Origin of the sequence: Pseudooceanicola sp. (assembly GCF_041987405.1) — a bacterium.
GTDB lineage: Bacteria > Pseudomonadota > Alphaproteobacteria > Rhodobacterales > Rhodobacteraceae > Pseudooceanicola.
Map to the genome: position 1 here is coordinate 207,651 of NZ_JBHIWR010000001.1, position 26,131 is coordinate 233,781.

The following is a 26,131-nucleotide window of genomic DNA, read 5'->3' on the forward strand; positions in this document are numbered from 1 at the left end:
TGGGCCAATTCACCGAAAAACAGGTCCAAAGGACCGAACCAGAGTTACCTCACAGGGAGACCAATATGACTCGCATGGACAAGATCACGGAGGCCGTGCATCCGGCGGCCGAAATGTGGGCGGAGGAATTCAAGGCCGGCAAGATGAGCCGCCGGGAATTCATCACCCGGGCCTCGACGCTTGGCGTCGCCACTGCAACCATCTACGGGCTGGGCGGTATCACCCCGGCGCAGGCCGAAAGCCACATGCAACCGCAGATGGGCGGCACGTTGCGGGTGCAGATGGAGACCAAGGCGCTCAAGGATCCGCGCAACTACGACTGGTCGCAGATGGCCAACTTCAGCCGCGGCTGGCTGGAATACCTGGTGGAATACCAGCGCGACGGGTCCTTCAAGGGGATGCTGCTGGAAAGCTGGTCGGCCAATGAGGACGCCACCGAATACACGCTGAACGTCCGCCAGGGCGTGACCTGGAACAACGGCGATCCCTTCACCGCCGACGATGTGATCTTCAACATCAAGCGCTGGTGCGAGAAGAACGTCGAGGGCAACTCCATGGCGTCGCGCATGGCCTCTCTGATCGACGATGAGGCCGACATGGCGCGGGAGGGGGCGATCACCAAGGCCGATGACCATACCGTGATCCTCAAGACCTCCGCACCGGACATCACCATCATCGCGGGCTTTGCCGATTATCCGGCGGCCGTGGTTCACCCGTCCTACGACGGCGGCGATCCGGCGGCGAACCCGATCGGCACCGGCCCGTTCCGGCCGGTCGAAAATGAGGTCGGCGTGCGCCAGGTGCTGGAAAAGAACACCGATCACGAATGGTGGGGCGAAGGCGCGTACCTCGACCGGATCGAGTTCATCGACTTCGGCACCGACATGGCCTCCTGGGTCGCGGCGGCCGACGCGGACGAGATCGACATGACCTACCAGTCAACGGGCGAGTTCATCGAAGTGCTCGACGCGATGGACTGGGTGAAATCGGAGGCGGTCACGGCGGCCACGCTCTGCGTCCGGTTCAACCAGGGTCAGGCGCCCTATGACGACGTCAATGTCCGCAAGGCGCTGCAGATGGCGGTCGATCCGGCGGTGATCCTGGAACTGGGCTATGCGGGTTACGGCACCGTGGCGGAACATCACCACGTCTGCCCGATCCACCCCGAATATGCCGAGATCCCCAAGGTGGAGGTCGATCCCGACGCAGCCAAGCAAATGATGGCGGATGCCGGTCACGCTGACACCGTGTTCGAACTGATCTCGATCGACGACCAGTGGCAGACGGAAAGCTGCGATGCCGTGGCGGCCCAGGTGCGCGACGCGGGGATCAACATCGAACGCAAGATCCTGCCCGGCTCGACCTTCTGGAACGACTGGCTGGTCTACCCCTGGTCCGCGACCGAGTGGAACATGCGTCCGCTAGGCGTTCAGGTTCTGGCGCTCGCCTACAAGTCCGGCGTGGCCTGGAACGAAACCGCCATGGCGAACGAGGAATTCGACAGCCTTCTGGACGAGGCCATGTCCATCGCCGACGCCGACAAGCGGCGCGAGGTGATGGCCAAGATCGAACAGATCATGCTGGACGAAGGGGTGATGATCCAGCCCTACTGGCGCTCGCTCTTCCGGCACTACAAGGCCAGCGTGCACGGCACGGAGATGCACCCGACCTTCGAGATGCATCACTACAAGTGGTGGAAGGAAGCCTGATCCACAGCGGGGTGCCCTGCCGGGCGCCCCACCCTTTCCGCGGGACAGAAGGCCACAAGGCCCGCCCGTACCCCAGGCCCGCCGGATGCGTGGGCCCAGGCCAACAGGGATAGACGATGCTCCTCTTCCTCCTGAAAAGGATCGGGACCATGCTGCTCACGGCACTCGTGCTGAGCTTCATGGTGTTCTTCCTCACCAACCAGCCGCCGATGCTGGAAAAGGTTGCCAAATACGAAGGCAACTCGCGCATGTCCGACGAGGAGGTCGAGCGCTATCTGACCAACAACGGCTTCGGCCAGCCAATGCTGGTGCGTTACGGCGAATGGCTGGGCGTGCTGCCGGGCTGGACGACGGAACGGGGTGACACGATCTCGGGCCGCTGCATCGCTCCGGGCGAGGACCCCGCCGCGGCCCCGGCCTACTGCGGTGTGCTTCAGGGCGAATGGGGCACCAGCCGGGTCTTCCGCGACGAGGTCTCCACGATCGTGGGCACGCGGCTCTACATGACCGGCAAGCTGATGCTCTGGGTCATGCTGCTGATGGTGCCATCCGCGCTGATCATCGGCGTGCTGGCGGGGATGCGCGAAGGGTCGAAAACCGACCGCACTCTCTCGACCTTTTCCATCGCGACCACGGCCACGCCTGAATATGTCTCGGGCGTGATCCTGATCGCGGTCTTCGCCTCCTCGGCCGTGGGGCTGAAGTGGTTCAAGGGCACGGCGACCTCGGCGATGGAGAACGCCACCTTCGAGAACTTCTTCCTGCCCGTGCTGACCATCGCGCTTTATGGCATGGGCTATATCGCCCGGATGACCCGCGCCTCCATGGCCGAGGTCATGACGGCGCAATATATCCGCACCGCCCGGCTCAAGGGCGTCTCCTTCGGCAATATCGTGATGAAACACGCGCTGAGGAATGCGCTGATCGCGCCCTTCACGGTGATCATGCTGCAGTTTCCCTGGCTCTTGAACGGCGTCGTCATTGTCGAGACGCTCTTCAACTACAAGGGCCTTGGCTGGGCGCTCGTCCAGGCGGCGGGCAACAATGACATCGACCTGCTCATGGGCATCTCGGTCGTGTCGGTCTTCGTGGTTCTGGTGACGCAGCTGATCTCGGATATCGGCTATGTCTACCTCAACCCCCGCATCCGCATTTCATAGGAGGGCCCCATGGAACCGCTGTCCTGGGGGGAAATCCTCCTCCGTCTCGCCTATCAGTTCATGCCCGTCTGGATCGCCCTTGCGCTGACCTTCGGCCTGTCAATCGCCTACAAACGGCGGCTTGGCCTCTATGGCAAGCTCTTCGACAATGTGATCGGCATGGTGGGCTTCGCCATCGTGATGTTCTGGGTCTACACGGCGCTCTTCGTCGGGCTCTTCGACTGGATCATCACCCATGATCCACTCTCCGCCGTGTCGGGGATGAAGAACAAGGTGCCCGGTACACCCCTGCGCGGGGCGGAGGCGGGCGATTACCCCTATTACCTGCTCGGCGGTGACACGCTGGCGCGCGATGTCTTCTCGCGCATGGTGCAGGGGTCCTGGGTCGTCATCCGCATCGCGCCTCTGGCCACGCTCTTTGCCTTCATGGCGGGGATCACCCTGGGCCTGCCTGCGGGCTATTTCGGCGGGCGGCTCGATACGGTGCTGTCGTTCCTGGCGAACCTGATCCTGGCTTTCCCCGTGATCCTGCTCTTCTACCTGCTGGTGACGCCCGAGATGGTGGAATCCGGCATCCCCTCCTACATGGCCGTGGTGCTCTTCGTTTTGCCGATCCTCTTCCTGATCGTCATGGTCAACTCGCGCTTCCACACCCAACCCATGCAGCGCAACGTGATGGTCGCCGTGGTTCTCGTGATCTTCGGCTGGCTCTACCTGTCGCTGATCAATGATCGGGGCACGCCGGTGAACTTCCTGCCGGTCGATCTGGACCTCTTCGACATCCCCGGCGGCATCCTCGTCGTCTTCGTCTCGGTCGTCTTCGTGAACGCGCCCACGGTCTTCCGCATCGTGCGCGGCCTCGCGCTCGACATACAGACGCGGGATTATGTGGCGGCGGCCCAGACGCGCGGCGAAGGCCCGTGGTACATCATGCTGTGGGAGATCCTGCCGAACGCCCGCGGCCCGCTAATCGTCGATTTCTGCCTGCGCATCGGCTACACCACCATCCTGCTTGGCACGCTCGGCTTCTTCGGCCTCGGCCTGCCCTCGGACAGCCCGGACTGGGGGACCACGATCAACCAGGGGCGCAAGCTGCTGTCGATCTATCCGCACCCGGCGATCGTGCCGGCCTTTGCTCTGCTCTCGCTCGTCCTCGGGCTCAACCTGCTGGCCGACGGGCTGCGCGAAGAAAGCCTGAAGGATTGATGATGCGCACCACGTCCCTCCTTCATCTTGCCGAAAATACTCCGGGGGTCCGGGGGCAGCGCCCCCGGTCCTGCCCTCACCACAGGAGCCTGACATGAAATCCCCCGATTACGACGGCCCCATCCTGGAAATCGACCAGCTCTCGATCTCCTTCTTCACCCGCCTGCGCGAAATCCCCGCGGTCATGGACTTCTCAGTCAAGGTCATGCCGGGAGAGGCGGTCGGCCTTGTCGGCGAATCGGGTTGCGGCAAATCCACCGTGGCGCTTGGGGTGATGCAGGACCTGGGCGTGAACGGGCGGGTCGTCGGCGGGACGATCAAGTTCAAGGGGCGCGACCTGGCCGGGTTGTCGGCGGAGGAGCTGCGCGACATCCGCGGAAACGAGATCGCCATGATCTATCAGGAACCGATGGCCAGCCTGAACCCGGCGATGAAGATCGGCAAGCAACTGGCCGAGGTGCCGATGATCCACGAGGGCATCAGCCGGGAGGAGGCCACGCAGCGCGCGCTGCAGGTGGTCACGGATGTCAAACTGCCCGACCCCAAACGGATGCTCGACAGCTATCCGCATCAGCTCTCGGGCGGACAGCAGCAGCGGATCGTCATCGCCATGGCGCTGATGTCCAAGCCTGCGCTCCTGATCCTGGACGAACCGACCACGGCGCTGGACGTGACGGTGGAGGCCGCGATTGTCGATCTGGTCAAGGATCTGGGCAAGAAATACGGCACCTCGATGCTCTTCATCTCCCACAACCTGGGGCTGGTGCTGGAGACCTGCGACCGGCTCTGCGTGATGTATTCCGGCGAGGCGGTGGAAACCGGCTCCATCGACGATGTCTTCGACAAGATGCGGCACCCCTACACGCAGGCCCTCTTCCGCTCTATCCCGCTGCCCGGGGCGGACAAAACCTCGCGCCCGCTAAAGGCCATTCCGGGGAACTTCCCCCTGCCCCACGAGCGCCCCAAGGGCTGCAATTTCGGCCCGCGCTGCGATTATTTCGTCAAGGGCCGCTGCGATGCGAAGGCGATCCCCATGGCCCGGATCGCGGGCGACGACCGGCACACCACACGCTGCCTGCGGCACGAGGAGATCGACTGGGACGCGCCATTGGTCGCGGAGGAGGACAAGGACCGGACCCGGGTTGGCGAGGTCGTCCTCAAGATGGAAGAGTTGAAGAAATACTACGAGGTCTCGGCCAACGCGCTTTTCGGCGGCGGGCAGACCAAGGTGGTGAAGGCCAACGAGACCCTCAGCTTCGAGGCACGGGAGGGCGAGACCCTGGCCATCGTGGGCGAGTCGGGCTGCGGCAAGTCGACCTTCGCCAAGGTCCTCATGGGGCTGGAGACGGCGACGGATGGCAAGATCCTGCTGCACGGCAAGGAAATCCAGGACATCCCGATCGAAAAGCGCGGCGCGGGCACCATCGCTGATGTTCAGATGGTGTTCCAGAACCCCTTCGACACGCTGAACCCCTCGATGACCGTAGGCCGCCAGATTGTCCGCGCGCTGGAGATCTTCGGCTACGGCAGCAATGACAAGGTCCGGCGGGACCGGATGCTGACCCTGCTGGACCTCGTCAAACTGCCCCGCGCCTTTGCTGACCGGATGCCGCGGCAGCTGTCGGGCGGGCAGAAGCAGCGGGTCGGGATCGCCCGCGCCTTTGCCGGCGGGGCCAAGATCGTGGTGGCGGATGAGCCGGTTTCGGCGCTGGATGTCAGCGTGCAGGCGGCGGTGACCGACCTTCTGATGGACATTCAGCGGGAGGAGAAGACGACGCTGCTGTTCATCTCTCATGACCTCAGTATCGTGCGCTACCTCAGCGATCGGGTCATGGTGATGTATCTGGGCCATGTGGTGGAAATGGGGACCACGGATCAGGTCTTCGCCCCGCCCTATCACCCCTATACCGAGGCGCTGCTTTCGGCCGTTCCGATTGCCGATACCTCGGTCGAAAAGGCGCATATCGTGCTGGAGGGCGATATCCCCTCGGCGATGAACCCGCCCCCGGGGTGCCCTTTCCAGACCCGCTGTCGGTGGAAATCCGAGGTGCCGGGCGGGCTCTGCGAGGCGGAGGTGCCGCCGATGCGCACCCAGGACGGCCACCAGATCAAATGCCATCTGAGCGAGGAGCAGCTGGCCCGGATGGAGCCGGTGATCAAGGTCGCGGCGGAATGAACGCAAAGGCCCCCGCTTCAGTGCACGGGGGCCTTGAACCGGTCATTTTCAGACCGACCCGGTTGGATCAGTTGCGGATTTCGCCGATCGGTTGCAGCTCATCCACCTCTTCCGTCATCTGGGCCACACGCTCCGCGAAGGTATAGACCATGGCGGTGTAGAAATCGCGGTTGTCCGGCGAGACGGAGGTATAGGGCACGTCCATTTCCTCAGCCCGGAGGATGATGGGGGCATTCCGGACGTCTTCACCGCCAACGGTGTCGCGCAGGGTCACGACGCCCTCGAGAATGTTGAACTCTCCGTCGTTGACCAGGACCGGGTTGTCGTTCAGCCGCATTGCGGTGATCTGAACATCCACGTCCAGGGTCCGCGGATCGTCGTCACCGGCCAGCGCGACACGCTGTCGGATGGCATTGGCAAGATCCACCGCCACGTCCGGGTAAAACTGCAGCGCGTTGGAGTTGGTCATCGCCTCGAAATAGGTGTCGGTCTCGATCTCGGCGACCGGAAAGGGGCCGTCTACGGCCAGTGCCGGGGTCGCGGCGACCAGAGAGAAACCTAGCGCAGTCATCGTTCTACGAAACATTCTTCATCCTTTCCGCCCGAGCGGCCTGGGAGGGGGCCGAGATCGGACACTCGCGTTGTTATGTTGCGTAGTGACAACACGATACTGAGCGGAAAGGTTCCGATGTTGCGGGATAGCGTGGATGGAGCGCAGGCGGATTTCCGCCGCCGGACGGGTCAGCTGCCCCAGATGATCCGGACGTAGTTCTGCGTTTCCTTGTAGGGCGGGATGCCGTCGTATTTCTGCACCGCATGAGGGCCCGCGTTATAAGCCGCCAAGGCCAGCCTCCAGGATTTGAAGGTGCGATACTGCTGCGCCAGATACCGCGCGCCGCCGTCCAGGTTCTGCTGTGGATCATGCGGATCGACGCCGAGGATACGGGCGGTGCCCGGCATCAGCTGCGCCAGTCCGATCGCCCCCTTGTGCGAGCGCGCCTTGTCGTTCCAGCCGCTTTCCTGTTGCACCAGTCGAAGGAACAGATCCTCGGGCACACCGTATTTCCGGGCGGCCGCCCGGGCGGTCACCAGATGCGGGCCGTTATAGCGTCCGCGAAAGGCCTTGATCGCGCCATCACCCCATTTCGACGGGGTCACGACCTGCGTCGGCTGCAGCCGGACGGAATTGTTGTACTGCTGCGAGGCACGGGTATCGAGGACCTTGAGCTGGCTGGAGAAGACGCGGTTCCGGCTGCTGGTGGAGACCGATTGCGCGGCCACGGCATGCGGCAGCACAAGCGCGGCAATGGTGATTGCCGTGATCCAGCCAGATTTACCCAGTGCCAAGAGTTCAGTCCCCGTCGTTCTGTCCCTCGGGGCGCACCTTATCCACAAATCGGCCTCCGGGGCCACCATAAACTCGCAATTCCCCCGCACCGCGACCGCCCCTCGGCAAGGTGCCGCGCATGGAATTGGGCGGTCTGGCTGCGACGCCTTGACCCAACTCGCAACGGTTTTCCGAGAATTGTCCTAAATCTTTACTCTTTGGCGACACTCTGGTGTAACCGTCCAAACCTGAAGATTCTGCATAGGGGGCAGTCATGGCCGGATCCGTCAACAAGGTCATTCTCATCGGAAACCTCGGCCGCGACCCCGAGGTCCGGTCGTTCCAGAACGGGGGCAAGGTCTGCAACCTGCGCATCGCCACCTCCGAAAACTGGAAGGACCGCAACACCGGCGAGCGGCGCGAGAGGACCGAATGGCACACCGTGGCGATCTTCAACGAGGCGCTGGTGCGCGTGGCGGAGCAATATCTGCGCAAGGGCTCCAAGGTCTATATCGAGGGCAAGCTGGAGACGCGGAAGTGGCAGGATCAGTCCGGCCAGGACCGCTATTCGACGGAAGTCGTTCTGCGCCCCTATGCCGGTGAATTGACCATGCTGGACGGCCGCGGCGAAGGTGGCGGCGGCGGGGGCGGCAACTTCGGCGGCGGCTCCTCCGGCGGGTATGACGACCGCAGCGGTGGCGGCTATGGCGGCGGATATGACGATCGCGGCGGCAGCGGCTCCGGTGGCGGCGGCGGGTCCAACCGCGATCTGGACGACGAGATCCCGTTCTGAGGTTGCACCACAGCCCGCATTGGTCAAAGGCCCGGGTGTTCCGGGCCTTTTCCATTTCGGTCGCCACCACGAGGCCCGTGTAAGGAACTCGCCGTCACACGACCCGACGTCCATTGAACCGCCATCCGCCCGGCGACGTTGATGCGTGCACCCCAATGCTCCGCCCTCACAGCAGGGCCATCAACGTGCACGCGCCCAGATAGGCCAGCAGCCAGAGCGCCGACAACAGGAGGGCAACGATCATCGCAGCCTGCCATGTCGGGCGCGGGGCGGGCAGGTCGCGCGCCCTGGGCGCATGTCGTTGGGTCATGCCCTTGTCTACCCGAACCGGATTAACAAACCTCTGCTCGCCGCGAAGCTCATCCAATATTAACCCTGTGAGGGGTTCATGTCCCGAAGATGACCCCGCCGCCCCTGCCCCAGTCACGCGCCTATGCGGCGACCCTGCGCCTGCTCGGGCGTGCGCCGCGTTGGATGGACCTGCCCGACCGGCCCCCGATCCTGGCGGTGGAGCGGCGTTTGGGGCCGATACCAATGTGCTACCTGCCCCGCGCGGACCTGCGGGGCGCGGGGGCGGACCTGGCCCGGCAGATCCCCCGCTCCGCCCTGACAATCCTTGTGCCGGAGGCCCCGGTGCCCCTGCGCGGTGCGGTTCCGATCCTCACCCCGCAGCACGTGGCGGAAGTCACCCGCCCGGCCGACCCGATCAGGGAGGCGCTGCTGGCGAAGATGCACGGCAAATGGCGCAACCGCCTGCGGCGCGCGCTGGAGGGTCCCCTGCAGGTCGAGAGCACGGATTTCGCCCCCGCAGCCCATGCCCCGCTCCTCGATCTCGAAGCCGCGCAGCGCCGCGCCCGTGGCTACCGCAGTTATCCCCGCGCCTTCCTCACCGCCTGGGTCGCAGCCAACCCACGCCAGGCCCGGGTGTATCAGGCCCGACGGAGCGGAGAGACGGTGGCGGCAATGCTTTTCCTGCTGCATCAGGGGGGTGCCAGCTATGTGCTGGGCTGGACCGGGGATGAGGGGCGGCGCAGTCACGCGCACAACCGCCTGCTCTGGGCCGCGATGACGGAGCTGTTCGAGAAGGACATTGGCCGGATCGACCTCGGACCCGTCGATACCGACAGCGGTCGCTCCCTGACCCGGTTCAAACTCGGCTGCGGTGCCAGGGCGCGCCCTCTCGGCCCCACTCTCCTCTCGCCGCCGGGTTTCCGCGTTTCCCCCTAGCCTTTTCTGCAGATGCAGTATAGGCGGGCGCGAACCTACCCCGAAGGACGCCCCATGGACCTGCGAAATATCGCCATCATCGCCCACGTTGACCACGGCAAGACGACCCTTGTGGACGAATTGCTCAAGCAATCCGGCGCTTTCCGCGAGAACCAGGCCGTGGCGGAACGGGCGATGGACAGCAACGATCTGGAGCGCGAGCGCGGGATCACCATCTTTGCCAAGCCGACCTCGGTCGAATGGAAGGGCAACCGGATCAACATCGTCGACACCCCCGGCCACGCCGATTTCGGCGGCGAGGTCGAGCGGATCCTGTCGATGGTCGACGGTGTCGTCCTGCTGGTCGACGCAGCCGAAGGGCCGATGCCGCAGACGAAATTCGTGACGTCCAAGGCGCTGGCCCTGGGCCTGCGTCCGATCGTGGTGCTGAACAAGGTCGACAAGCCGGATGCGGAACCCGACCGGGCGCTGGACGAATGTTTCGACCTCTTCGCCAACCTCGGCGCGGATGACGACCAGTTGGATTTCCCGCATATGTATGCCTCGGGCCGCAATGGCTGGGCGGATGCGGAATTGGACGGGCCGCGCAAGGACCTGGGTGCGCTCTTCAACCTGATCATCAACCACGTGCCGGCGCCGAAGCAGATCAAGCGGCAGGACGACGATTTCCGGATGCTGGCCACGACGCTTGGCTCCGATCCCTTCCTCGGGCGCCTGCTGACCGGCCGGGTCGAGACGGGCCGCGTGAAGGTCGGCCAGACGGTGCAGGCGATCAGCCGCATCGGCCAGAAGATCGAACAGTTCCGCGTCACCCGGGTGCAGGCTTTCCGTGGCCTCGCCCAGGCCGACATCGACGAGGGCCTCGCAGGCGACATCGTCACCCTGGCCGGCATGACCAAGGCGACCGTGGCCGACACGATTTGCGCGCTGGCCGTGGACGAACCGCTGGAAGCACAGCCGATCGACCCGCCGACCATCACCGTGACCTTCGGCATCAACGACAGCCCGCTGGCCGGGCGTGACGGCAAGAAGGTGCAATCCCGCGTGATCCGCGAGCGCCTGATGAAAGAGGCCGAGGGCAACGTCGCCATCAAGATCAAGGACACCCCCGGCGGCGAGGCCTTCGAGGTGTCGGGCCGGGGCGAGCTTCAGATGGGCGTTCTGATCGAGAACATGCGCCGCGAGGGTTTCGAACTGTCGATCTCCCGCCCGCAGGTCATCATGCGTGACGGCGAGAGCGGCCGCGAGGAGCCGGTCGAGGAAGTCACCATCGACGTGGATGACGAATACACCGGCGCGGTCATCGAAAAGATCACCGGCCCCCGCAAGGGCGAGCTGGTGGAGATGAAGCCCGCAGGTGCCGGCAAGACCCGCATCGTGGCGCATGTGCCCTCCCGCGGGCTCATCGGCTATCACGGCGAATTCCTGACCGACACGCGTGGCACCGGCGTTCTCAACCGCGTGTTCCATGGCTGGACCGCCTACAAGGGTGCGATCGAGGGTCGCCGCGCGGGCGTGTTGATCTCGATGGAGAATGGCGAGGCCGTGGCCTATGCGCTGTGGAACCTCGAAGATCGCGGCAAGATGTTCCTGGGCGCCCAGGCCCCGGTCTACCAGGGCATGATCATCGGGGAGCACTCGCGCGAGAACGACCTGGAGGTGAACCCGCTGAAGGGCAAGAAGCTGACCAACGTCCGCGCCTCCGGCACCGACGAAGCGGTTCGCCTGACCACGCCGGTCACCATGTCGCTGGAAGAGGCGATCGCCTACATCAACGACGACGAGCTGGTCGAGGTCACGCCGAACGCGATTCGGCTGCGCAAACGCTATCTCGACCCGCATGAGCGCAAGCGGATGGCCAAGAGCAGCTGATCTCCGTCTGGTTCAAGGACGCCGGGGCAACCTGAGCTGCAGGTTCTGGAGGGGCATCGCCCCTCCCCGCGCTCTCGCAAGAAATCACATGTAGCGCCATCAGACACATTTGCGGTGCGTGCGCGCACACATCCAATGCTACCAATCCCGCCGTTCTCGCCTATCCTCTGGACAAGCGACGGAGGACCACATGCGCAAGTTACAGACCCAGGGCGTTCATCACATCACCCTGACCGGGGCGGACCGGCAGACCTCGATCGATTTCTGGGAGGGGGTGCTGGGCATGCCCTTCATCTTCGATCAGCCGAACCTCGACAATCCCGACGAGGGGCATCTCTATTTCGATCCCGGTGACGGGCGGCTGATCACGATCTTCACCAACGAGACACGCAAGCCCGATCCGCGCCGCACCCCGACGGAGCCAGGCTGTGTGCATCACCTGGCGTTCAACGTCTCCAAGGCGACGTTCAGTCAGGCGGTGGAACGTCTGACCGAGCGCGGGATCGGGCATTCCGGGGTAAAGGACCGGGGCTTCATGGACTCGATCTATTTCAAGGATCCCATGGGGTTGCTGATCGAACTGGCCTCCTACCGGTTCGAACCGCCCGTTGGCTGCACCCATGCCGACGTGATGATCGAGGCGCACCGGATCCGGGTGGCGCGGGGTGATTACAACATCGCGGAGGTGCATCTGGCCGATGCGATCGAGCTGCTGGTGGCGCGGCGGCAGCAGACCCTGTCGGGGGATCGTGGCGCGAAGGATCCGTATTGAGCTCCGGGCGTGCCCCCCTCCCTAGCCCTCCCCCTGCAGGGGGAGGGGACCTGTCGTGCGGGAAGGGGCGTGACGGTCCTTAAACGGAACAACCCAATTCCCTCCCCCTTCAGGGGGAGGGTCAGGGAGGGGGTCCCCCTACTCCGCCGTCTCCACCACCATCAGTTCCCGCTCGCTCGCGCCGCGGGCGTGGTCCAGCGCTTCCTGGTATTCGGGGGAGTTGTAGCACTCCACCGCCGCCTCGACCGTGGGGAATTTCGCCACCACGTTGCGCGGGCGTTCCTTGCCTTCCAGCTGCACGAAACGGCCGCCCCGGGCGATGAAGCTGCCGCCGTGCTTGGCGATGGCCGGGCCTGCGAGTTCGGCGTATTTGCCGTAGGCCTCGGCATCGGTGACGGTGACATGGGCAATCCAGAGTGCGGGCATCTTATCCTCCTAGGTGAGCTTCTGCGGCCTTGATCGCGGCCTCGGCCTTGCTGGCGTCCGCGCCGCCGCCCTGGGCCATGTCGGGACGGCCCCCGCCGCCCTTGCCGCCCAGTTCCGGCACCGCCGCGCGCACCAGATCGACCGCCGAGATCTTGTCGGTCAGGTCGTCGGTCACGCCTGCGGCCACGGCGGCCTTGCCGCCCGTGTCGGCGATCAGCAGAACCGCGCCCGATCCGATCTGCGCCTTGAACTGGTCGATCAGCGCGGGCAGGTCCTTGCCCGAAACGCCGGTGAGCGCCTGGGCGAGGAAGGTGATCCCGCCGATCTCTTTCGTTTCGGCACCGCCGCCCTGTCCAGACCCGCCGGACATGGCAAGATCGCGGCGCAGCTGCGCCACCTCGTTCTGCAGGGCGCGGCGTTCGTCCATCATCGCCTTGACGCGTGCGACGGCCTCTTCGCCGGTGGCCTTCAGCATGCCCTCGATCTGGCCGAGTGCGAGGTCCCGGCCGCGCAGTTCGGCCATGGCGGCCTGCCCGGTCAGAGCCTCGATCCGGCGCACACCGGCCGAGGACGCGGTTTCCGAGGTCAGGGCAAAGGCGCCGATGTCGCCGGTACGGGTCACATGGGTGCCGCCGCACAGCTCGATCGACCAGGTGTTCCCGTCCTGCCCCTTGCCGGTGTTCTTGTGACCCATGGAGACGACACGAACCTCGTCCCCATACTTTTCGCCAAAGAGCGCCTGGGCGCCCATGCCACGCGCATCGTCGGGGGTCATGATCCGCGTCTCGACAGGGGTGTTCTGCCGGATGAAGGCGTTCACCTCACGCTCGACCTGGGCGATCTGGTCGGCAGTCAAGGCCTGGGAATGGCTGAAGTCGAAGCGCAGGCGGTCCGGCGCGTTGAGCGAGCCGCGCTGCGCCACGTGATCGCCAAGCGCCTCGCGCAGGGCCTCGTGAAGCAGGTGCGTGGCCGAGTGATTGGCGCGGATGGTGCCGCGGCGGGCGTGGTCGACCTCCAGCGCGATGGCGTCGGCAGGTTTGAAGCTGCCCTGCCCGATCTGGACGTGATGGGCGTAGATCTTGCCACCGCCCATCTTCTGGGTGTCGGTGACCGTGGCGATGTCATCCTCGTTCTCCAGCCGCCGCAGCCAGCCGGTGTCGCCGACCTGACCGCCGGACTCGCCGTAGAAGGGCGTCTGGTTGGTGACGATCCAGCCCTCCTCGCCCGCGTTCAGCGCATCGACCCGGGCGCCGTCCTTGACGACGGCAATGATCTGGCCCTCGGCAATCTCGGTGTCGTAGCCCAGGAAGTCGGTCGCGCCATGTTCGTCGGCGATATCGAACCAGAGCGACAGATCGGCGCTTTCCCCGGTCCCGGCCCAGGCGGCGCGGGCCTTGGCCTTCTGTTCGGCCATGGCGGCGTCGAAGCCGTCGGTATCCACGGTCCGTCCCTTTTCGCGCAGCGCGTCCTGGGTGAGGTCGAGGGGGAAGCCGTAGGTATCATAGAGCTTGAAGGCCGCCTCGCCGGGCAGGGCTGCGCCGTCGGAGAGGCCGGTCAACTCGTCATCCAGCAGCTTCAGCCCGCGGTCCAGGGTCTGGCGGAAGCGGGTTTCCTCCAGCTTCAGCGTCTCCTCGATCAGCGCCTTGGCGCGGCGAAGCTCGGGATAGGCCTCGCCCATCTGGCGGACCAGTTCCGGCACCAGCTGATGCATCAGCGGATCCTTGGCGCCCAGAAGATGCGCGTGGCGCATGGCCCGGCGCATGATCCGGCGCAGGACGTAACCCCGCCCGTCGTTCGAGGGCATGACGCCATCGGCGATCAGGAAGGAGGTGGAGCGCAGATGGTCAGCGATCACCCGGTGGTGCGTCTTGCCCGGCCCGTCGGGATCGGAGGAGGTCTTGTCGGCGCTGTCCTCGATCAGGGCGCGCATCAGGTCGGTGGCGTAGTTGTCGTTCGTGCCCTGCAGCAGCGCGGCGACCCGTTCGATGCCCATGCCGGTGTCGATCGACTGCGCCTCCAACTCGCGGCGGGAGCCGTCCTCGAACTGTTCGTACTGCATGAAGACGAGGTTCCAGATCTCGATGAACCGGTCGCCGTCCTCTTCCGGCGATCCCGGAGGGCCGCCCCAGAACTTTTCGCCGTGGTCATAGAAAATCTCGGTACAGGGGCCGCAGGGGCCGGTCGGGCCCATCTGCCAGAAGTTGTCACTGCCGCCATCGGGCTTGTCGCCGATGCGGATGATGCGGTCGTCGGTCAGGCCCGCGACCTTCTTCCAGATATTCGCCGCCTCGTCATCAGTGTGATAGACGGTGACCAGCAGCTTGTCCTTGGGGATGCCAAGCTCTTTGGTGACCAGTTCCCAGGCGAAAGGGATCGCATCGGTTTTGAAATAATCCCCGAAAGAGAAATTCCCCAGCATTTCAAAGAAGGTATGGTGCCGGGCGGTGTAGCCGACATTGTCGAGGTCATTGTGCTTGCCGCCGGCCCGCACGCATTTCTGTGCGGTGGTCGCGCGGGAGTAATCGCGCGTCTCCACCCCGGTGAAGAGGTTCTTGAACTGGACCATGCCGGAGTTCGCGAACATCAGGGTCGGGTCATTGCGCGGGACAAGCGGGCTCGACGGGACGATCTCGTGGCCCTGCTTGTGGAAATAGTTCAGGAATGTGGAACGGATGTCGTTCAGGCTCTGCATATCGGGCACTTTCGAAGACGGGGCTCGCGTCCGCCCGATTTAGCGGTGCCGGGACGTGGTGTCCACAGCCGTCACGTCTATCCCTTTTCGGGATCGTCGTCCTTCGCCCCGTCGCCGCCATCGGCGCCGGGCTTGGCGGCCGTGGGCCCCGGCTCTTCTTCGGCGGCCGTTGGCTTGGGATGCAGCTGGACCAGCCGCAGCGACAACGCCAGAAGCACGACGCTAATCGGCAACACCAGCAGCGTCGCGATCTGCTGATATTCCAGCGTGAGGGTCGAACTGTGAAAGGCCTGCAACGCCAGCCGCAGGAACAGCACGAAGAGGACAACGATGATCACTTCCGCTACCACCTGTTTGAGCTGGCCGATCTGCCGCACGCGCAACCAGTCCGGCAGGGCCAGCTCTTCGCGCGAGCGATGCGGGTGCAGGAACAGGGTGTAGACCCCGTAGGCGAAATAGAGCAGCACGATCCCGATCAGAAACCGATCCAGCGCCTCGATCACGCTGATCACCGATTGTGCGCCGTATTGTTCGTCGGTGTCGGGGATGGTGAGGCCGCCGGCGAACGCCAGGTAGATGTTGAACAACCCCAGGCCGAACATCAGGATCGCCCCGGCAAGCGACCCGAAAACCGCGGCGACAGTCAGGTAGCGGGACCCGACGACGATGCGTCTTTCGATCGAGTTGAAATTCACCCTCTTCTCCCATGGCAGTGCGTTGCGTGGCGCTGTTCCTTAGGTACGTCGGCGCGGGCAAAGGTCAATTTTCGCACGCCGTCCGTGATCTGGTGGCGCGTGCCCGGGACCCGACGTGGGCGGATTGGCGTCGGATAAGTGGCAGGCACCGGGCGACGCAATGAAAAAGGCGGCCCGATCGGGGCCGCCCTGAAAAATGCTGTGTTGTGTGCTAGGCGTCGAGGACGTCGTCGTCTGTCTTGTCCTCGTCGACCATGTCGAACTCCAGCCCGTGGGCGGCGCGGATCTTGTCCTCGATCTCCCACGCGATTTCGCCGTTTTCCTTGAGGAACTGCTTGGCGTTTTCCCGGCCCTGGCCGATGCGTTCGTCGCCGTAGGAGTACCAGGAGCCCGATTTCTCGACCACGCCCGCCTTGACGCCGAGGTCCAGCAGTTCGCCGGTCTTGGAGATGCCCTCGCCGTACATGATGTCGAATTCCACCTGTTTGAACGGCGGGGCGACCTTGTTTTTTACCACCTTGACGCGGGTCTGGTTGCCGACGACCTCGTCCCGTTCCTTGATCGCGCCGATGCGACGGATGTCGAGGCGGACGGAGGAGTAGAATTTCAGCGCGTTGCCGCCGGTGGTGGTTTCCGGAGAGCCGAACATGACGCCGATCTTCATCCGGATCTGGTTGATGAAGATCACCATGCAGTTGGACCGAGCGATGGAGCCGGTGAGTTTCCGCATCGCCTGGGACATCAGGCGGGCGTGGACGCCGACGGAGCTGTCGCCCATGTCGCCCTCAAGTTCGGACTTCGGCGTCAGGGCCGCGACCGAGTCGACGATGACCATGGAGACCGCGCCGGACCGGACCAGCGTGTCGGTGATTTCCAACGCCTGTTCTCCGGTGTCGGGCTGGGAGATCAGCAGTTCTTCCAGATCGACGCCCAGTTTCTTGGCGTATTGCGGGTCAAGCGCATGTTCCGCGTCGACAAAGGCGCAGACACCGCCCTTTTTCTGTTCCTCGGCCACGCAATGCAGGGTCAGCGTCGTCTTGCCGGAGGATTCGGGGCCATAGATCTCGATGATCCGGCCCTTGGGCAGGCCGCCGATGCCGAGCGCGATGTCGAGCCCGAGAGAGCCGGTCGAGGTCGCCTCGATCTGCTGGATGGCGTCCTTGCCGCCCAATTTCATGATCGAGCCCTTGCCGAACTGACGCTCGATCTGGGCCAGGGCGCTGTCGAGCGCCTTTTGTTTGTTCGCGTCGCGCTTGCTATCCATGGAGAGAAGATCTGCCGTTGCCATCTGGTTCAGCCCCTTATTTCATACCCGATAATTGGCGGCAATGACCGCCGTTTGTTCGCCTCTTGTTCCGGTATGGGACCAAAAAGAGAACATTTCAACTAAAATCTTTCCTGTCGCCAGCTAAACCCGTTCTGGTTAAGGAAGTATTGATGCGTGAAATGGGAAGGGTTTTCGGCGATGATGGTGTTCGGCAAGGCGAAGCTGGTATTCCTGTCGGTGCCCAAGACCGGGACGACCGCCTGGGAAAAGGCGCTTGGCCCGGATGCCGATATCCTGGTCAACAACCCGCCGGAGTTGAAACACGCGCCGGTCTTTCGCTACAACCGGTTCTTTCGTCCCATGCTGGAGAAATTCGTGGCCGAAGATATGGATGTCCTTGCGGTCATCCGGGAGCCGATCTCCTGGCTGGGCAGTTGGTATCGCTATCGTCGGCGGCCTTTCATGGAAGGGCGGCCGAACAATACATACGATGTAAGTTTCGATGAGTTCATCACGGGCTATTGCCAGGGCGATCAGCCGGGGTTTGCCAATGTGGGCAGCCAGGCGAAGTTCGTCGAACCAGCGGGCAACGGCACCAAGGTGACCCGGCTGTTCCGTTATGACGATCAGCAGGGGCTGCACCACTTCCTGGAGGCGCGGCTGGAGCGGGAGATCACGCTGACGCGGGAGAATGTGTCGCCCGAGATGCCACTGGAGCTTTCGCCGGAAGTGGAGGACAAGCTGCGGCGCAAATGTGCGGCGGAGTTTACGCTCTATGACGGGATCGCGGTCGGCGGATCCTCAGTCTGACAGGTGCGTGCCCTCGGCCACGGACTGAACCGTCTGGGTCAGTTCGGTGAGCGAAAAGGGTTTGGGCAGAAAGACGGAATTGGGAATGCGGGCCTGATCGTCGATCCTGTGTTCCTCGGCATAGCCGGAGACGAAGATCACCCGCATGTCCGGATTGCTCTCCAGCGCCTTGCCGACCCAGGTCGGGCCGTCCATGCCGGGCATGATCACGTCCGAGACGACAATATCCACCTGTGTCTCCGGATCGGCCAGCAGGTCCAGCGCCTGTTCGCCGCTTTCGGCCTCCAGCACGGTATAGCCGCGCAGACGCAATGCGCGGGAGGCGAAGGCGCGGACCGGGGCCTCGTCCTCGACCAGGATCACGGTGCCGTCGGCATGGCGGGCGGAGGCCTTGTTCAGCTCGCCCATTTCCTGAGTCACTGTCTGGGCGTCCTTGATGGCGCGAAAGAGGATGGTGAAACAGGTCCCCTCCCCCGGCGTGCTGTCGACAAAGATATAGCCGCCGCTCTGCTTGATGATGCCATAGGCGGTGGAGAGCCCGAGGCCCGTGCCTTCGCCCAGGCCCTTGGTGGTGTAGAAGGGTTCGAACACCTTGCTCAGCCGCTCCGGCGGGATGCCCTGGCCGGTGTCGATCACCTTGACCGAAACGTAATCACCCGGCGGCACGGTCACCCGGTCGCGTTCATAAGGGGTGGTGTACTGCGGGCATTCCGTGACGATGCGAATCTCGCCCCTGCCCTGAATGGCATCGCGGGCATTTACCACGAGGTTCACCAGGACCTGCTCCAGCTGGCGCTTGTCCGCCCTGATGGAATACTGGACCGGATCATGGCTGAAGGAGAGGGTGATCTTTTCGCCCACAAGCCGGTTGAGGAGGTGGGTGAGGTCCGAGACCGTGTCGCGCAGGTCGATCTCTTCGGGGCGCAGTGCCTGCTTGCGGGAAAAGGCCAGCAGCTGGCTGACCAGGGCCGCGGCGCGATTGGCGTTCTGGTTGATCTGCATGAGGTCGGCATAGTCCGGATCGCCCTGATCATGGCGCAGCAGCAACAGGTCGCAGTGGCCCGAAATCGCAGTCAGCAGGTTGTTGAAATCATGCGCCACCCCGCCGGCCAGCTGCCCGATGGCCTGCATCTTCTGGCTTTGCACGAACTGCGCCTCGAGCGTCTTCAGCTCCGTCGCGTCGGAGAGAACGGCGAGCAAACCGGCGTTCTCGCCGGTGCCGACCCGCTTGAGCGTAATCTGAACGAAGGTTTCCGAGCGGCTGGTCGTGACGCGCAGGAATTCCGGGCTGCCCGAGCGCAGGCCCGACATGGTTTCGTCCAGCCAGTCGTTGATCGGTCGCCCCAGCCCCTCCGTCAATTCGCTGAGATAGGCGCCGACGCGGCATTCCGGCCCGATCAGGACAAGGGCGCTGCGATTGGCCTTCTGCACGCACCCCTTTGAGTCCAGCCAGAGGAGCGGGACCGGCAGGGAATCGTAGTGATCCCAGTCGAGGCCTTCCTCCGTCGGGGCGGTCGGCCCATCCCCTCCCGCCTCTCCGATCTGCCACAGCAGCCAGTCCCCCGACCGGGTGAGGCAGCGCACCGTGGGCCCAGGCTCGCCCGCGACGTCTTGGGTGTGGAGGGCCCCGGACGGCGTCGGGTTCGGGTCGGTCGCGAGGAGGCCGTTCAGCCTATCGGAAAGCCAGGGTGGCAGCGTCGGTGCCTGGCTTCCGTCAGAGGGGGACAGGCCGAGCGCCTGCTGCGCGAGGGTGTTCATCATCGCGGGTCGGCCCGCCGTATCTGTCAGGACCGCAGCGACGGGCAAGGCATCGACGAGCGAGGCCATGGCGGCCCGTGTCACCGCCCCCGGCGGCGGGCGGGCGACAAGGGCGTAGACGGCGACGGAGGCAGAGATGATCGTCAGTGTAGCAGCGGCGGAGAGGAAGGAAAGGGCCAGCACCGGGTGGCGACCATATTCGATCAGGCCCAGTGCGAGGGCGAAGACCACCGAGGCGACGACAAGAACCACCGCTGCCGAGCGCATCCCGGGGCGCGCCCTATGCAGCGCTGCAAGGCCCGCGAACAGGCCGGGCGCGGGGCCGTCAGGGGAAGGTGGCGCAGGGGCCATCCCCATTTCCAGGTGTCGCGATTGGCGCAAGGTCCTGACGTCCTTCTCATGCCGCGATGAACTTCCCCGCCCACATTAACGCAAAAAGTCGTTAACCAATAGTTAACGGGGCAGACGCTTCCCGTGGCGTCCGGCGTTCAGACCGTTTTATGTGTCTTGTCAGACTGTTACGCGGGTGAACCGGGCGAGGTAAAACCCGTCGCCGCCCGTGTCGGGGTGCCAGTGCCGCTCTTCCTCCATCCGCCACCCGTCGTGTCGGGCCAGGAAGGCCGCCGCGCGGTCCCCGTTCTCGCAGGCGAGGATCGAACAGGTGACATAGGCGAGGCTGCCCCCCGGCGCGACAAGGGCCGCAGCCTGATCGAGGATCTGATCCTGGGTGGTGTTGAGCGCAGAGAGCCGCTCTGCCGTCAGGGTCCATTTCGCTTCGGGCGCGCGCCGCCAGGACCCGCTTCCGGAACAGGGGACATCTGTCAGCACCAGGTCGAAGGGGCCTTGGGGGCGGTCCGTCACGGTGACCTCGACCCCCGCCCGCGTGGCCCGGGCGGGCAGATCGGCAAGGCGGGCGGGATTGGCGTCATGGGCGGTGAACCGTGCGTCGGCCCGTGCGGCCATCGCCAGGGTCTTGCCCCCGCCGCCCGCGCAATAGTCCAGCACCGTCATTCCGTCGCGCAGGGGTATCTGTGCCGTCACGTCCTGCGAGGCCGCGTCCTGCAGTTCCACCAGCCCGTCGAGATAGGCGGCGCTCTGCGCCACACGGCGCGGGCCGGAGGTGACCTCCAGCGCCGTGGCGACCTGCGGATGTTCCCGGGCCTCGACCCCGTCGCGGGCCAGCGACGCAATGGCCCGGTCCCTGTCGCCCTTGCGCAGGTTCACCCGCAGAAAAACCGGCGCGCGGTGCCGCAGCGCCTGGCAAACCGCACGAGTCTGATCGCCGAGGGAGGCGGTGAGCAGGGGCCAGAGCCAGTCGGGCATGTCGCAGGCGACCGGTTCGGGCGCCCCGGTCAGGGCGGGGGGCTGCGCGGCCTGGGTGGCCTCCGCATCGCTTAACGGGGCGGGGGCGTGGCCGTCGCCGGTGAAGAGCGTTGCGGGATCGGTTCCGGCGGCGATGAGCCCGCCCAGCATCAGCCCACGCCCGGTTTCCGCCCCGCCAAGCCAGGCGTGGCTGCGGCGGCAGCGCAGGGCGTCGTAGACCAGATCGCGCAGGGCGGCCCGATCCTTGGACCCGGCAAAGCGGCTGCGCCGGGCCCAGCCTGTCAGGGCCTTTTCCGCCGGGGTCCCGGCAAGGATCTGGTCCAGCAGGTCGGCGGCGGCGGCGATCCGGGCAGCGGGGGTCATGGGCGGGCTCCTTTTCGCCGGGATAGCGGGCGGGACGAGCCGAGGAAAGGTGTTTTCCTGCCCCCCGATCCCCCTGCCCGCCTGCCGCGCGGGGGCAAGTGCGCTCGGGGCGCCGCCGGTCCGGCGGACCATCCCGGCGACGCATAGAACCGGCGCGGCGCATATCCCCCATATCTCTGTGACATTCCAACAGGAATGTGCTGTTTTACCGCGAAGCACCACGGAGGACGGGATGAGCGGCACAGCCTTGTTGGGAGATATCGGCGGAACCAATGCCAGATACGCACTGGCGCGGGACGGGAAGATCCTGCCCGACAGCGCCTTTGCGCTGGTCAATGACGACTTCGCCACCTTCGAGGAGATGCTGCAGGAGGTTATGGCGCGGACTGGGGCGGTCGATGCGATCTCCCTCGCCGCTGCGGGGCCGCTGGTAAACGGGGACATTCGCCTGACCAACCGCGACTGGGTTGTTACGGCGGAGACCCTTGGCCGCCACGCGAAAAAGCTGAGCCTGGTGAACGATCTGACCGCCCATGTGCTGGCCGTGCCCTTCCTGCCCGAGGCCGATCAACGGACGTTGCGGGACGGACAGATCGCACCGAACGGGCAATGGCTGGTCGTCAACCTGGGCACCGGGTTCAACGCGGCGCAGGGTGTCATGGCGGGCGACCGCCCCCTCGCGCTGGAGGCGGAGCGTGGCCTGACGCCCCTGCCCGCCTCTGTCGCGGCCCGGCTCGCCGCCGCCGGGGCCGAGGTGCCGAAGAGTTGTGACGCCTTTTTCAGCGGGCCGGGACTGGCGCGTCTGAAGATGCAAATCGAGGAGGAGGCCCCGCACATATTCGCCCTCTGCCTCGCGGATTTTCTGCGCGAGTTGATCACGGCGACGCTGCCCTTCGATGGCGTCTATCTGTGCGGCGGCGTGGCGAAACTGGTGGCGGAGGGGCCGGGCCTGCCCGGGTTCCTCGATCGGCTGGAGGAGCCCTATGTACCATATGGCTTTCTTCGGGACGTGCCGGTCCGGCTGATGACGGCCAGCGACGCGGCCCTGCGCGGCTGCCTGGCGGCCCTGGGATAGGCTCAGGTCTTGCGGATCCCCGCCAGCACCGGGCGCAGATAGTCCAGGAATTTCATCGGGTTCTCCGACATTGGGAAATGCCCCATCTCCGGCATGACAGTCAGGTCGACGCCCAGAATCGCGGCCAGTTCGGCGCTGTCCTCGGGCGTGCAGGAATAGTCGTATTCGCCGGTCAGCAGGTGGATCGGCACGGCAGAGGTGTCGATCCGCCCGACCTCTTCACGCATGTCGCCGTCGACCTTGTAGAACCACATGTCCCCTTTGAATACGCCCGGCCCGCCCTGCATGTAGTGCCAGCGAGTCTCGTCCCGCTCCACCTCCGGGCTTTGCGGCGCCATCAGACCGTGGGCGATGGCCCCGCAGATTCGGCCCCCATGCACATCCGGCCGGTCGAGCCAGCTTGTGTCGTAATAGGGCGCCACATGCGCGGAGCTTTGCAGGCCGATGAGGGCGCGGAACCTCTCCGGATGGCGGCGGGCCAGATGCAGAACGATCCGTCCGCCGATGGAACAGCCCATGACGACCGGTTTCACCAGCGCCATCGCATCGCAAAAGGCCATGATCTGCGCGACATAGGTGTCGGAGGTCAGGTGATAGGCCTGATCCACCGAGCCCGGCGCGGGGGAGGATTTGCCGTGGCGCGGCATGTCAAAGACCATGACGCGGAAGTTCCGGGTGATCTCCGGATCGTTCAACACGGCCCGATATTGCCGCCCGTCGCTGCCGGCGGTGTGCAGGCAGACCAGGGGGATGCCCTGCCCGGCCTCCTCCCAATAAATGCGATGCGGGGTGCCCTCGATCTCTATATGCGCATAGCGGCCGAGGATGGGTTCGATTGTCACGCTCATGAGGCCCCCCGCAGCGAGGCCAGCAGGCATTTGACGTAGTAGAGATGCGCCATCAGCGGATGCAGGTCGCCCTCGAACCGGATCGCACCCCGGCGCAGCAGGGCGATGATGTCGTGATGGCCAGGGCGTGGCACGGGGGCCAGGAAGGCGGCCCATTCCTCCGGCGCGGCGGCGAGGCGGGTCTGCCAGGACGGCAGGGTGAAGGGGCCCGAGGTGACCTGCGTCACCGCGCCGTCGCGGATGGTCACGGCGGTGTCGTCGGCCCCGCTCTGCAGCATGAGCGACCAGTCGAGGCCCGGGGCCATTGCGGCCAGGGCGCTGCCCGGCGGGGCGGTGTGCAACAGGGGCTGGAACATGGGCGGTCCTCCATGCGGAAAGCGTAGCGGGCGAGCGTGATTGCGCAAGGGGTTTTTGGTATGCCGTTTGAGCGCGGTCCGATCCATGTTGATTGCTGCGCCGCGTATAGGATCCTTTTGGTCTTCCCAATCACCGCTCCATCAGTATGGTATACCATGATGATGGGAGGATCGGCTGAGATGACAGAGCTGGACGCATTAATCGCGCCGCGTCGGGTGGCGCTGATCGGGGCTTCGGATACGGCGTCGCGGCTGACAGCGCGGCCGCAGCAGTTCCTCGCCGCCCAGGGGTTCAGGGGCGAGGTCATCCCGATCAACCCGCGCAGATCAACCGTTCTGGACGTCCCGGCCCTGCCTTCTATCGCGGAGGCCGGGGCGGTGGATCATGCCTATATCCTGCTGGACGCAGACCCGGCGATCTCGGCGCTGGAGGAGTGCGCGCGGGCCGGGGTGCGGGTCGTCTCCATGCTGGCGGACGGGTTTGCCGAGGCGGGACCGGAGGGGCTGGCGCGGCAGGAAAAGGTCGCGGCTCTGGCACGGGAGGCGGGGATCCGGCTGATCGGGCCGAACTCCACCGGTGTCGTGCATCTGTCCAACGGGTTCTACTGCACGTCAAACGCCGCTTTCGTGGCCCGGGACATTCCAACTGGCGGATTGACCGTTCTGTCACAGTCCGGCTCGATGATCGGCATGCTGGCCTCGCGCGGGGCGGCGCGGGGGATCGGCTTTGCTTCCTTCGCCTCGCTCGGCAACGAGGCGGTGACGGATGTGGGCACGCTCGGCTCCCTTCTGCTGGACGATCCGGAGACCGAGAGTTTCGCACTGTTTCTGGAGACGATCCGCGATCCGCAGGCCCTGGCGGATTTCGCCGCCGCCGCGCATGCCCGGGGCAAACCGGTGGTGGCCTACGTGATCGGGCAGTCGGACGAGGGCCAGCAACTGGCGATTTCCCACACTGGGGCGATGGCCGGGGCGCGCGGGGGGATTTCTTGTTTTCTCAGGGATATCGGTATTGTCGAGGTCTCCGTCCTTGATGCGCTGCTGGATGCGCCCGGCGCAATGGTCCGGGCGCGGATTGATCCGGCGCGGCCGCGCAGTGCAACGGTGCTGACCACCACGGGCGGCGGCGGCGGCATGGTGCTGGACCAGATCAGCGCGCGGGGGATCGAGATCGCCGGATGTGGCGCGGAAACACGGGCCAGGCTGGGGCCACAGGGCATCGCGCTCGGGTCCGGCAAGCTGGTGGATGTGACCATGGCGGGGGCGCGGCCGGATGTGATGCAGGCAGTGATCTCCTCGCTGCTGACCGATCCCGAAACGGGCATTCTGGTCGCCGCCATCGGATCTTCGGCACAGTTCAATCCGGAGCTGACGGTAGATCCTCTTGTAGCCGCGCTGGAGGCCGCGCCGGAGGGGCACGCGCCGCTGGTCGTGATGCCCTTGCCCCATGCCCCGGGCACGCTCAAGCTACTGGCGGAAAAGGGCATTCCCGCCTTTGTTACGCCGGAAAGCGCGGCGGAGAGCCTGGCGGCCCTCTTTGCCCGCACCGCGCCGGTCGCGCGCGGCGAAGACACCCTGCCCGATGACGCGCTGGCCCTGCTGGACGCCGCCCCCGAGGGCGTGATGGACGAGGTGGCCGCCGGTGCTGTCTTTGCCGCGCTTGGCCTTGCACAGCCCCGCCATGTTGTCCTGCCCCCCGACGGGCGCGCCCGCCCGGTCGATCTGGCCTTCCCGGTGGTGGCCAAGCTCGTCTCCGCCGATCTGCCGCACAAGACGGAGGCTGGGGCGATCCGGCTGAACCTGGCGGACGAGGCGGCACTGGATCGGGCGATTGCAGAGATGCTGGCGGGGGTCGTGGTGCCGGTGACCGCCGTTCTGGTGCAGGAAATGGCGCAAGGTCTGGGCGAGGCGTTGATCGGGGTGACGCGGGATGCGCGTGTCGGGCCGCTGGTGACGCTGGCGGCGGGCGGCATCCTGGCCGAGGTGTTGGGCGACAGCAGCCTGCGCCCTGCACCGGTGACGGAGGCAACGGCGGTGGACATGACGCAGGAAATCAAGAGCTTTGCCCCGTTGCGCGGCTATCGCGGACAGGCGCGCGGCGATCTGGCCGCGCTGGCCCGGGCCGTGGCGGCGGTCAGCCGGGTTGCCGCGCATCCCCGCGTGACGGAAGCGGAGATCAACCCCGTGTTGATCGGTGCGGAAGGTGTTCTGTGCCTGGATGCGCTGATCCGGTTGGAGGGGCCGCCGCGGAGTTAGGCCGTTCGGGATTTGGAATG

The 26,131-nt window shown here is 65.3% G+C and carries 22 protein-coding genes; 11 read left to right on the top strand and 11 right to left on the bottom strand.

Annotated elements, in window-relative coordinates; all coding sequences use genetic code 11:
- Nucleotides 1–65: 65 nt before the first annotated feature.
- The 4 genes from ACFC2Y_RS01040 to ACFC2Y_RS01055 all read left to right on the top strand — a co-directional run bounded on the left by ACFC2Y_RS01040 (nt 66) and on the right by ACFC2Y_RS01055 (nt 6,251).
- Entirely contained in the window at nt 66–1,709 is a 1,644-nt protein-coding gene (locus ACFC2Y_RS01040; RefSeq protein WP_375173199.1) for an ABC transporter substrate-binding protein, read from the top strand.
- A gap of 116 nt (nt 1,710–1,825) precedes the next feature.
- Nucleotides 1,826–2,869, top strand: a complete 1,044-nt coding sequence (locus ACFC2Y_RS01045; protein WP_375173200.1) for an ABC transporter permease — start codon at nt 1,826–1,828, stop codon at nt 2,867–2,869.
- 9 nt (nt 2,870–2,878) lie between these two features.
- Nucleotides 2,879–4,075 carry an ABC transporter permease gene (locus ACFC2Y_RS01050; RefSeq protein WP_375173201.1) on the top strand — a complete coding sequence of 399 codons (1,197 nt, stop codon included), beginning with the start codon at nt 2,879–2,881 and terminating at the stop codon, nt 4,073–4,075.
- 94 nt (nt 4,076–4,169) lie between these two features.
- Entirely contained in the window at nt 4,170–6,251 is a 2,082-nt protein-coding gene (locus ACFC2Y_RS01055) for a dipeptide ABC transporter ATP-binding protein (protein WP_375173202.1), read from the top strand.
- 67 nt (nt 6,252–6,318) lie between these two features.
- On the opposite strand, the gene ACFC2Y_RS01060 is transcribed toward ACFC2Y_RS01055, so the two are convergent.
- Together ACFC2Y_RS01060 and ACFC2Y_RS01065 are read right to left on the bottom strand one after the other, a co-directional pair.
- Nucleotides 6,319–6,837, bottom strand: coding sequence for a hypothetical protein (locus ACFC2Y_RS01060; protein ID WP_375173203.1), 519 nt, complete (start codon nt 6,835–6,837; stop codon nt 6,319–6,321).
- 155 nt (nt 6,838–6,992) lie between these two features.
- The gene (locus ACFC2Y_RS01065) at nt 6,993–7,598 is read right to left on the bottom strand and encodes a lytic transglycosylase domain-containing protein (protein WP_375173204.1); all 606 of its coding nucleotides are present in this window, start codon (nt 7,596–7,598) and stop codon (nt 6,993–6,995) included.
- 254 nt (nt 7,599–7,852) lie between these two features.
- Between ACFC2Y_RS01065 and ssb the strand changes: the two genes are divergently transcribed.
- A complete protein-coding gene (gene ssb, locus ACFC2Y_RS01070; RefSeq protein WP_375173205.1) occupies nt 7,853–8,371 on the top strand; it encodes a single-stranded DNA-binding protein in 519 nt (172 codons plus the stop codon).
- A gap of 166 nt (nt 8,372–8,537) precedes the next feature.
- On the opposite strand, the gene ACFC2Y_RS01075 is transcribed toward ssb, so the two are convergent.
- Entirely contained in the window at nt 8,538–8,681 is a 144-nt protein-coding gene (locus ACFC2Y_RS01075; RefSeq protein ID WP_375173206.1) for a hypothetical protein, read from the bottom strand.
- 89 nt (nt 8,682–8,770) lie between these two features.
- Between ACFC2Y_RS01075 and ACFC2Y_RS01080 the strand changes: the two genes are divergently transcribed.
- The 3 genes from ACFC2Y_RS01080 to ACFC2Y_RS01090 all read left to right on the top strand — a co-directional run bounded on the left by ACFC2Y_RS01080 (nt 8,771) and on the right by ACFC2Y_RS01090 (nt 12,242).
- Entirely contained in the window at nt 8,771–9,598 is an 828-nt protein-coding gene (locus ACFC2Y_RS01080; RefSeq protein ID WP_375173207.1) for a GNAT family N-acetyltransferase, read from the top strand.
- A 54-nt stretch (nt 9,599–9,652) separates the two neighbouring features.
- Complete coding sequence (gene typA / locus ACFC2Y_RS01085) at nt 9,653–11,470, top strand: translational GTPase TypA (RefSeq protein ID WP_375173208.1); 1,818 nt, start codon at nt 9,653–9,655, stop codon at nt 11,468–11,470.
- A 190-nt stretch (nt 11,471–11,660) separates the two neighbouring features.
- Nucleotides 11,661–12,242, top strand: coding sequence for a VOC family protein (locus ACFC2Y_RS01090; RefSeq protein ID WP_375173209.1), 582 nt, complete (start codon nt 11,661–11,663; stop codon nt 12,240–12,242).
- Between the two features lie 138 nt (nt 12,243–12,380).
- Here ACFC2Y_RS01090 and ACFC2Y_RS01095 read toward each other — a convergent pair whose 3' ends face one another.
- The 4 genes from ACFC2Y_RS01095 to recA all read right to left on the bottom strand — a co-directional run bounded on the left by ACFC2Y_RS01095 (nt 12,381) and on the right by recA (nt 17,343).
- Nucleotides 12,381–12,668, bottom strand: a complete 288-nt coding sequence (locus tag ACFC2Y_RS01095; protein WP_375173210.1) for a DUF1330 domain-containing protein — start codon at nt 12,666–12,668, stop codon at nt 12,381–12,383.
- Nucleotide 12,669: 1 nt separating this feature from the next.
- On the bottom strand, nt 12,670–15,360 hold the full coding sequence (gene alaS, locus ACFC2Y_RS01100) for an alanine--tRNA ligase (protein ID WP_375173211.1): 2,691 nt from the start codon (nt 15,358–15,360) through the stop codon (nt 12,670–12,672).
- 77 nt (nt 15,361–15,437) lie between these two features.
- Nucleotides 15,438–16,055, bottom strand: coding sequence for a YqhA family protein (locus tag ACFC2Y_RS01105; protein ID WP_375173212.1), 618 nt, complete (start codon nt 16,053–16,055; stop codon nt 15,438–15,440).
- 211 nt (nt 16,056–16,266) lie between these two features.
- Nucleotides 16,267–17,343 (bottom strand): recombinase RecA, encoded by a 1,077-nt coding sequence (gene recA, locus ACFC2Y_RS01110; protein WP_375173213.1) that lies wholly within the window; start codon nt 17,341–17,343, stop codon nt 16,267–16,269.
- 177 nt (nt 17,344–17,520) lie between these two features.
- Here recA and ACFC2Y_RS01115 point away from each other — a divergent pair, with 177 nt between their 5' ends.
- Nucleotides 17,521–18,132, top strand: a complete 612-nt coding sequence (locus tag ACFC2Y_RS01115; RefSeq protein ID WP_375173730.1) for a gamma-glutamyl kinase — start codon at nt 17,521–17,523, stop codon at nt 18,130–18,132.
- Here ACFC2Y_RS01115 and ACFC2Y_RS01120 read toward each other — a convergent pair.
- Both ACFC2Y_RS01120 and ACFC2Y_RS01125 read right to left on the bottom strand, forming a co-directional pair.
- Nucleotides 18,124–20,157 (bottom strand): ATP-binding protein, encoded by a 2,034-nt coding sequence (locus ACFC2Y_RS01120; RefSeq protein ID WP_375173214.1) that lies wholly within the window; start codon nt 20,155–20,157, stop codon nt 18,124–18,126. The two genes, ACFC2Y_RS01115 and ACFC2Y_RS01120, sit on opposite strands and share 9 nt — an antisense overlap.
- Nucleotides 20,158–20,400: 243 nt before the next feature.
- Nucleotides 20,401–21,576 (bottom strand): RsmB/NOP family class I SAM-dependent RNA methyltransferase, encoded by a 1,176-nt coding sequence (locus ACFC2Y_RS01125; protein WP_375173215.1) that lies wholly within the window; start codon nt 21,574–21,576, stop codon nt 20,401–20,403.
- Between the two features lie 232 nt (nt 21,577–21,808).
- On the opposite strand from ACFC2Y_RS01125, the gene ACFC2Y_RS01130 reads away from it, so the two are divergent.
- On the top strand, nt 21,809–22,651 hold the full coding sequence (locus tag ACFC2Y_RS01130) for a glucokinase (protein WP_375173216.1): 843 nt from the start codon (nt 21,809–21,811) through the stop codon (nt 22,649–22,651).
- A gap of 2 nt (nt 22,652–22,653) precedes the next feature.
- On the opposite strand, the gene ACFC2Y_RS01135 is transcribed toward ACFC2Y_RS01130, so the two are convergent.
- Both ACFC2Y_RS01135 and ACFC2Y_RS01140 read right to left on the bottom strand, forming a co-directional pair.
- Nucleotides 22,654–23,499, bottom strand: a complete 846-nt coding sequence (locus ACFC2Y_RS01135; RefSeq protein WP_375173217.1) for an alpha/beta fold hydrolase — start codon at nt 23,497–23,499, stop codon at nt 22,654–22,656.
- Nucleotides 23,496–23,855 (bottom strand): hypothetical protein, encoded by a 360-nt coding sequence (locus tag ACFC2Y_RS01140; protein ID WP_375173218.1) that lies wholly within the window; start codon nt 23,853–23,855, stop codon nt 23,496–23,498. The genes ACFC2Y_RS01135 and ACFC2Y_RS01140 overlap by 4 nt, the downstream gene beginning before the upstream one ends.
- A 180-nt stretch (nt 23,856–24,035) precedes the next feature.
- Between ACFC2Y_RS01140 and ACFC2Y_RS01145 the strand changes: the two genes are divergently transcribed.
- Nucleotides 24,036–26,111 carry an acetate--CoA ligase family protein gene (locus tag ACFC2Y_RS01145; RefSeq protein ID WP_375173219.1) on the top strand — a complete coding sequence of 692 codons (2,076 nt, stop codon included), beginning with the start codon at nt 24,036–24,038 and terminating at the stop codon, nt 26,109–26,111.
- The last annotated feature ends 20 nt before the right edge of the window (nt 26,112–26,131 follow it).

Excerpts from the sequence above, each read along its gene's own strand:
- ACFC2Y_RS01060 (WP_375173203.1), bottom strand. The coding sequence starts at position 6,837 with ATGTTTCGTAGAACGATGACTGCGCTAGGTTTCTCTCTGGTCGCCGCG.
- ACFC2Y_RS01095 (WP_375173210.1), bottom strand. The coding sequence starts at position 12,668 with ATGCCCGCACTCTGGATTGCCCATGTCACCGTCACCGATGCCGAGGCC.
- ACFC2Y_RS01120 (WP_375173214.1), bottom strand. The coding sequence starts at position 20,157 with ATGCGCTCGGCAGCGGTGGTTCTTGTCGTCGCCTCGGTGGTCTTCGCC.
- ACFC2Y_RS01090 (WP_375173209.1), top strand. The coding sequence starts at position 11,661 with ATGCGCAAGTTACAGACCCAGGGCGTTCATCACATCACCCTGACCGGG.
- ACFC2Y_RS01040 (WP_375173199.1), top strand. The coding sequence starts at position 66 with ATGACTCGCATGGACAAGATCACGGAGGCCGTGCATCCGGCGGCCGAA.
- ACFC2Y_RS01145 (WP_375173219.1), top strand. The coding sequence starts at position 24,036 with ATGACAGAGCTGGACGCATTAATCGCGCCGCGTCGGGTGGCGCTGATC.
- ACFC2Y_RS01115 (WP_375173730.1), top strand. The coding sequence starts at position 17,521 with ATGATGGTGTTCGGCAAGGCGAAGCTGGTATTCCTGTCGGTGCCCAAG.
- ACFC2Y_RS01135 (WP_375173217.1), bottom strand. The coding sequence starts at position 23,499 with ATGAGCGTGACAATCGAACCCATCCTCGGCCGCTATGCGCATATAGAG.
- ACFC2Y_RS01080 (WP_375173207.1), top strand. The coding sequence starts at position 8,771 with ATGACCCCGCCGCCCCTGCCCCAGTCACGCGCCTATGCGGCGACCCTG.
- ACFC2Y_RS01140 (WP_375173218.1), bottom strand. The coding sequence starts at position 23,855 with ATGTTCCAGCCCCTGTTGCACACCGCCCCGCCGGGCAGCGCCCTGGCC.
- ACFC2Y_RS01075 (WP_375173206.1), bottom strand. The coding sequence starts at position 8,681 with ATGACCCAACGACATGCGCCCAGGGCGCGCGACCTGCCCGCCCCGCGC.
- recA (WP_375173213.1), bottom strand. The coding sequence starts at position 17,343 with ATGGCAACGGCAGATCTTCTCTCCATGGATAGCAAGCGCGACGCGAAC.
- ACFC2Y_RS01055 (WP_375173202.1), top strand. The coding sequence starts at position 4,170 with ATGAAATCCCCCGATTACGACGGCCCCATCCTGGAAATCGACCAGCTC.
- ACFC2Y_RS01125 (WP_375173215.1), bottom strand. The coding sequence starts at position 21,576 with ATGACCCCCGCTGCCCGGATCGCCGCCGCCGCCGACCTGCTGGACCAG.
- alaS (WP_375173211.1), bottom strand. The coding sequence starts at position 15,360 with ATGCAGAGCCTGAACGACATCCGTTCCACATTCCTGAACTATTTCCAC.
- ACFC2Y_RS01130 (WP_375173216.1), top strand. The coding sequence starts at position 21,809 with ATGAGCGGCACAGCCTTGTTGGGAGATATCGGCGGAACCAATGCCAGA.
- ssb (WP_375173205.1), top strand. The coding sequence starts at position 7,853 with ATGGCCGGATCCGTCAACAAGGTCATTCTCATCGGAAACCTCGGCCGC.
- ACFC2Y_RS01045 (WP_375173200.1), top strand. The coding sequence starts at position 1,826 with ATGCTCCTCTTCCTCCTGAAAAGGATCGGGACCATGCTGCTCACGGCA.
- typA (WP_375173208.1), top strand. The coding sequence starts at position 9,653 with ATGGACCTGCGAAATATCGCCATCATCGCCCACGTTGACCACGGCAAG.
- ACFC2Y_RS01050 (WP_375173201.1), top strand. The coding sequence starts at position 2,879 with ATGGAACCGCTGTCCTGGGGGGAAATCCTCCTCCGTCTCGCCTATCAG.